This is a genomic window from Microcystis sp. M090S1, from assembly GCF_020246295.1.
In the GTDB taxonomy this organism is placed as follows: domain Bacteria; phylum Cyanobacteriota; class Cyanobacteriia; order Cyanobacteriales; family Microcystaceae; genus Microcystis; species Microcystis aeruginosa.
The window spans coordinates 1-5,785 of the sequence record NZ_JADBTF010000234.1; the positions used below are offsets into that span (position 1 = coordinate 1).

General features: G+C 43.4%; 7 protein-coding genes. All 7 read left to right on the forward strand.

Features of this window, described 5'->3' with window-relative positions; genetic code table 11:
* The first annotated feature begins 44 nt into the window (after positions 1-44).
* The gene (locus tag IM477_RS10515) at positions 45-233 is read left to right on the forward strand and encodes a hypothetical protein (RefSeq protein ID WP_287731651.1); all 189 of its coding nucleotides are present in this window, start codon (positions 45-47) and stop codon (positions 231-233) included.
* Between the two features lie 154 nt (positions 234-387).
* Positions 388-693, forward strand: coding sequence for a hypothetical protein (locus tag IM477_RS10520; protein ID WP_002796230.1), 306 nt, complete (start codon positions 388-390; stop codon positions 691-693).
* Positions 694-727: 34 nt separating this feature from the next.
* Positions 728-2,134 (forward strand): lysozyme, encoded by a 1,407-nt coding sequence (locus IM477_RS10525; protein WP_287731653.1) that lies wholly within the window; start codon positions 728-730, stop codon positions 2,132-2,134.
* 83 nt (positions 2,135-2,217) lie between these two features.
* A complete protein-coding gene (locus tag IM477_RS10530; protein ID WP_125730992.1) occupies positions 2,218-2,649 on the forward strand; it encodes a hypothetical protein in 432 nt (143 codons plus the stop codon).
* A gap of 94 nt (positions 2,650-2,743) precedes the next feature.
* Complete coding sequence (locus IM477_RS10535) at positions 2,744-3,166, forward strand: Het-E N-terminal domain-containing protein (protein WP_287731655.1); 423 nt, start codon at positions 2,744-2,746, stop codon at positions 3,164-3,166.
* 17 nt (positions 3,167-3,183) lie between these two features.
* Positions 3,184-5,277 carry an NACHT domain-containing protein gene (locus IM477_RS10540; protein WP_287731656.1) on the forward strand — a complete coding sequence of 698 codons (2,094 nt, stop codon included), beginning with the start codon at positions 3,184-3,186 and terminating at the stop codon, positions 5,275-5,277.
* Between the two features lie 370 nt (positions 5,278-5,647).
* The coding region (locus IM477_RS10545; RefSeq protein ID WP_071824996.1) for a helix-turn-helix domain-containing protein at positions 5,648-5,785 on the forward strand (138 nt) is incomplete at its 3' end.

Genomic DNA, 5,785 nt, shown 5'->3' on the forward strand with positions numbered 1-5,785 from the left:
CCTTAGAACAGATCATCCCTGCTGGGCTATGGAATATCTAGGGCTTGCTGAAAAAGTTTTTCGGTGGTGGCAGGGTGTGGGGTGTGGGGTGTGGGGTGTGGGGTGTGGGGTGTGGGGTGTGGGGTTTTATCGATTTTCAGGTGGTCAACTACCTAATTTTCAGGGAAAAAGTCCCGGAATTTTCCCCCCAATCACTCCAATGGTCGGCAATTTTTGAGAGAAAAAAAGTCTAAAAACCTTATCCAACAAGATTTTTAGATTTATTCAGCAAACCCTATCTAGGAATTTAGAGCCGTAAGTGTATAAGTTGATTTTGCTCACAACTACTAACGAGCAGAAGGAAGACAAAATGCCTAACTCTATCTTAAACCCATGAGGACACAACCCATGATCTCCCAATTCAAAAAAGATCCTAACACCACAACAGATGAAATTCTGGCAAAAGCTGCTGCCCACAATGATCTATTTTCTACCATAAGTGGCTCAATAGTTTCCATCGCGGGGGCAATCCTTCCTATGATCATCATGTTTTCTAATGCCCCAGAAAATGTGAAAATGGCTGCCCTTGCAGGTGGAGTGGTAACAGGAGGAGCAGGAGCCGTCATTGCTCGCCAGCAACCCCAATGCTTGCAACAAATAGCAAGCGAACGAATAAAACAACAATCTCAATCTTCTGACGAAGGACAATATTAACCTAGGACAATATTAACCCTGGAGGATTTTAATCATGGATATCAACCAAGAAGGACTAGATATCATCAAGCATTTTGAAGGATTCCGCGACAAAGCTTACATCTGCCCTGCTGGAGTTCTCACCATTGGCTATGGAACGACGGGCACTCGTGTAAGATCGGGAATGGTTATTGACAAGAAAACAGCAGAGCAGTGGTTGCTAGAAGATGTCAAGAAATTTGAAGATGGAGTAGAACGGCGGGTTAATGTGAAATTGGGGAGTAATCAGTTTAGTGCCTTAGTCTGCTTTGCTTACAACGTAGGGTTAGAAACAAATGGATTTGGCGGAAGCACTATGCTCCAAAAACTCAACAGTAGCAATTACACAGGGGCAGCCGCAGAGTTTGACAAATGGGTAAAAGGTGGCGGGAGGACTCTGCCAGGATTAGTGCGGCGGCGCAATTCAGAAAAAGCCTTGTTTCTGAAACCCGATGGAGCAATTATCAAAGAGGCGAATACCATCAAGCCCGTCCAAAGCAACCGCCTTCAGATTACTCAGCCTACCTACCTCAAAATCAAGACTTGCAGCCACGCTCAATTAGAGGAGAATAAAGAGAAAGTTGCTATGCCAGTAGGGTGTGAATTTCCTATTCTTACCCATGCCGAAGAGAAGGGACATATCAAGGTAACTTTTGGCGACCGAGATGGAGATATTAAGTTCGCCGGACGCAACACTTGGTATTTGTGGCACGAACATTTTAAGTTCGTCCAGGAATCATCTAACGGTAACGGGACGAACGGCACTACTCATAAGTCTGCTAAAGCTGAAACTTTGGCAGAGCAAGTAGCCCAGGCTTGTGAGAAAAGGAGATATCCCTTGCGGGAAGATGAGTGGAATTTGGTGGGAATTAGTGGGTTGTCTCCGAAAAGCAATCGCGTAGGCGCTTATGCCAAGGATACAACTCCAGACAAGTGGAACGATTCCATTGGGGTGATTGCCAAAGAAGATGGGGATTGGGAGTTTAAGTGCTTGTATTTGGGGACAACTGAGCCTGGAAAATCTTACACCTTCAACCCCATTAAAGGTACTAACGGTGTAGCCCGATTAGCTCTTGGATTTCATGAAGATTTGTGGCAATTCGGACTGCATAAAGGGTACGAGGCGCTGGTGCAAGCAGGTAAAGCACGGTTAGTGCGAGATACCAATAAAAATTTTCAGCGAGATGATAAGGAAACCTTGGAGCAAGGCAATGGAGTCAACCTGCATACTACCAAGACAACGGGGTGGCGCGGGCGTGCCAGTAAAGACTCGATTGAACATTGGAGTGCCGGGTGCAACGTGATTTTTGACTCCCAAGAGTTTAAAGAGTTGATGGCGCTCTTGAAGCGCTCTCCCCAGTACAAAATGAATCACGGTACCCGCTTCGATTATCGACTGCTATGGCATGAATGGTTGCAGTGAGATAAGCGGTTGCATCTTTAAATTTGAGACAGGGTTTCCTTTTTTGTACACTGCATTCTGCCCTGTTTTAACGAGAAATTTAAATGTCAACTAACTTATCCTTGGCGCGGTCAAAATTTGAAAATCTGCTAGTTCTAAATACTTCTGGAGGAATTATGGAATTATTGATTGTTCTGATAGTTGGTTCTGTTACTGGGCTGGGTGTCGGGTATGGATTATGTTTTTTCCTTCAACAAAAAAGTCTCAACAAAAAAGATGGCAAAATAAATCAAATAAGTGCCGCCTTTAAAAAGGAAAGATATTACAGTATTCAACTTGAAGAAATTCAAAAAATCAAGGAATACCGTGTATCTGAACTACAGAAAATCTTAGAATCTCGTTGGATGGCACTTGAAAAATTTGAGGAATTTCAGCTAAACAAACTTCAGAAACTGGAAGAATCTTATCGAGATCTAAGTTCTGATAAAATTGTAACAATTCAAGCAGTAAATGGTGGCAGTAGAGAAGAATATTAAAGCCAACTTGACAATTCAATACTTCATTAGTCTTTTTCTGTTTACTGGGATGTCTTTAAGAAACAATCAAAACGCACACAAGAGAGGATGAATTATGGATCCAATTACTATTATTCTTACAGCATTGGCATCTGACGCAGCAAAACCTGTCCTTTCAGCCTTGGTAGAGGGCGTAGCAAAACCTGCTGGTGATGTGGCTCAAGATGCTTACAATGGCTTGAAAGCTTTGATTAAGCGTAAGTTTGAGAGCCAAGGCAAATCAGATTCAGCTACTATTCTGGATAAGTACGAACAGAAGCCCGAAAAAACAAAAGCTCTTTTAGAGGATGAATTAATTGAGATTGGGGCTGATAAGGACGAAGAAATTATTAAATTGGCTCAAAAGTTACTGGAACAATTAAAGCCTCAAGAAGCAGCCGAGGGCAAGTTTAGTGTTCAAATTTCTGGGGGTACAGTTCAGGGAAATATCCAAGGAAACCAAGGGGATATCGGAAATATTAATCAAACTTTTAATTAATCAGGATGGACTACAAAATGACTGACGATAAAGTTCGCAATTCTTTCGAGACATCTGGAGATAACCTTCAGGGAAATATCCAAGGAAACCAAGGGAATATCGGAGACATTAATAATTATTTCAATAATCATTACCCCGCACCTGTTATTGACGAACAGACTAAGGCTGAATTCTCTGATAGGAGAGTTTTACTCAGTAAAGTCAAACAATATTGGATCGAAGGGGTTTTAGAAAAGTCATTGCATACCAAGGCAATGATTGAACTCGGTCTGGAAAAACGATCAGATGCAGTAAAGCTTCCATTTAGTGGCTTCGAGGAACTACCAGAAGAGTCCAGACAAATTTTGCCGACAGGAACAGATGCAACTGAGGTCTTCAATCAAATAGGAGAGGGACGAACCCTGCTGATTTTGGGAGAACCAGGGGCTGGAAAAACCATAACCCTCCTGAAACTGGCACAGAATTTGATTGCTCGTGCTGAAGGAGGTTTGAGTCGGCTGATTCCAGTGGTGTTGAACTTATCTTCTTGGGGAAGTAAGCAACAAACGATAGCAGATTGGCTCGTGCAAGAACTTTGGAGCAAATACGGAGTTTCCAAAGAAGTTGGTAAAAACTGGGTTAAAAAGCAACAACTGCTACTGCTGCTGGATGGTTTGGACGAGGTAAAGGCTGATCGGCGGGAAGCCTGCGTCGAAGCTATCAACCAATTTATTATGCAAGATCATGGACTGACTGAAATGGTGATCTGTAGTCGGATTGCAGATTATCAATTTCTTTCTAATCGTCTGCAATTACGAGGCGCGATCTACATCCGCTCTCTGACTCCTGAGCAGGTTAACCAATATTTAGACAATGCTGGTGAACAATTAGGAGCAGTCAAAACTTTGCTGACCGAAGATACCGCACTGCAAGAGTTAGCGAAGTCTCCTCTAACCCTTAGTATCATGACGCTGGCTTATCAAGGCAAAAAGGTGGAAGAAATACTTCAAACAGGTTCGGTGGAAGCACGCCGTGAACATCTGTTCGATGCTTACATTAAGCGGATGTTTAGCCAGGAAAAAATTGGCAAGCCCAAAGAATATAAATCTCCATATCAGAATCAGCAAGCTAAATCGTGGCTAACTTGGCTGGCACAACGGATGAAGCAAGAATCTGAATCTGTCTTTTTAATTGAGCAAATGCAGCCGAATTGGTTGCAGACAAAGGCTCAAAACAGACTTTATCGATTTGGAAGTATGCTGGTTGGAGCAGTGCTTATCGTTTCGATCTTGTGGCCAATTTACGCCTCAGATCCACTTCAGCAGTATGGCTTCTGGCATAACGGAGCCGCTTTTAAAGGGGATCTGTTTAATGCGTTGCGTTGGGGGTTAGTTGTAGGAACGATTGCGGCATGGGGTAAAGCAGAAATCAAAACTTTTGAAACTTTAACATGGCCTTGGAAAAAGACACGGAAAGATTTGTTTGATGGACTTATTTCTGGACTAAAGTGGGGACTGCTTTTCTCGTTGGTTTTAGGTCCAATATATGGATTTTTGAGAGGTTCTGAAGGATCGCCTTTTTATCTGGGTACAGTCTTTGCGAACTATGGAACAGAGCTACCGGGATTGAAGTGGGGGATTGGGTATGGACTGAGTTTGGGGATGAGTTTGGGGCTGACCTTTGGGCTGATTAATGCCATCAAAGGCTCTGAAATAGAAACTAAAACTATTCCCAACCAAGGCATTTGGAGATCAGCCATGAATGTCGGAGTTACTGGGTTGATCGCCTGGCTAATTTTTGTTCCGACTTATTGGTTTTATACCCAGTTGATTATTATTGTTTATAAGGGATGGATTCTCAAGATACCGGCGGTTGGGGGAGAAAGCTCGCTGGTCGATTTCATAACTCCTGGTCTGAGATGGGGAGTGCTGTTGGGATTAATTTTTGGTGGCGGACTAGCCTGCATCAGACATTTTACCTTGCGTCTCATCCTTCACCGCAACAATTACATTCCTTGGAACTATGCCCGCTTCCTCGACTACGCAAGTGAACGCATTTTTCTGCAAAAGGTTGGCGGCGGTTACATCTTTGTCCATCGGATGTTACTGGAACATTTTGCTCGGATGAAGTAAGTTTGAGTAGAGTGAGTGCGATCGCCATATAGATGTGCGATCGCCGACGAGTGTAGGGTGGTCAAATTGTCATGATTCCTGATGAAGCCGGTTTGATAATATAACTAATCACTAAAAATACGTTGCGCCTTCCTGGGTGCTTCTCAGGCAACTATGCAATCTCCTACAATCACTGGCCCCTTAGACGCTTTTCTCCAGCAACCCAACATTGAAGCCTCTCCTGCCTGGGAATTCATCCATGGACAGGCCCAGCAAAAGCCCATACCAACGCTGTTTCATCGGAAATTTTGGGTCTGAAACCCCGCCGTTTTACGGCGGCTTTGCTGTTAAATCTTAGCGCATTTACAAAATATGTGTTAGAATGTGAGACATGGAAAAAGCCTATTCGTTTCGATTTTACCCCACACCAACACAAGAGTCGCTATTGCGGCGCACTTTGGGCTGTGTAAGATTGGTTTACAATAAAGCTCTCCATCTCAGAACACAAGCTTGGTACGAAAAGCAAGAA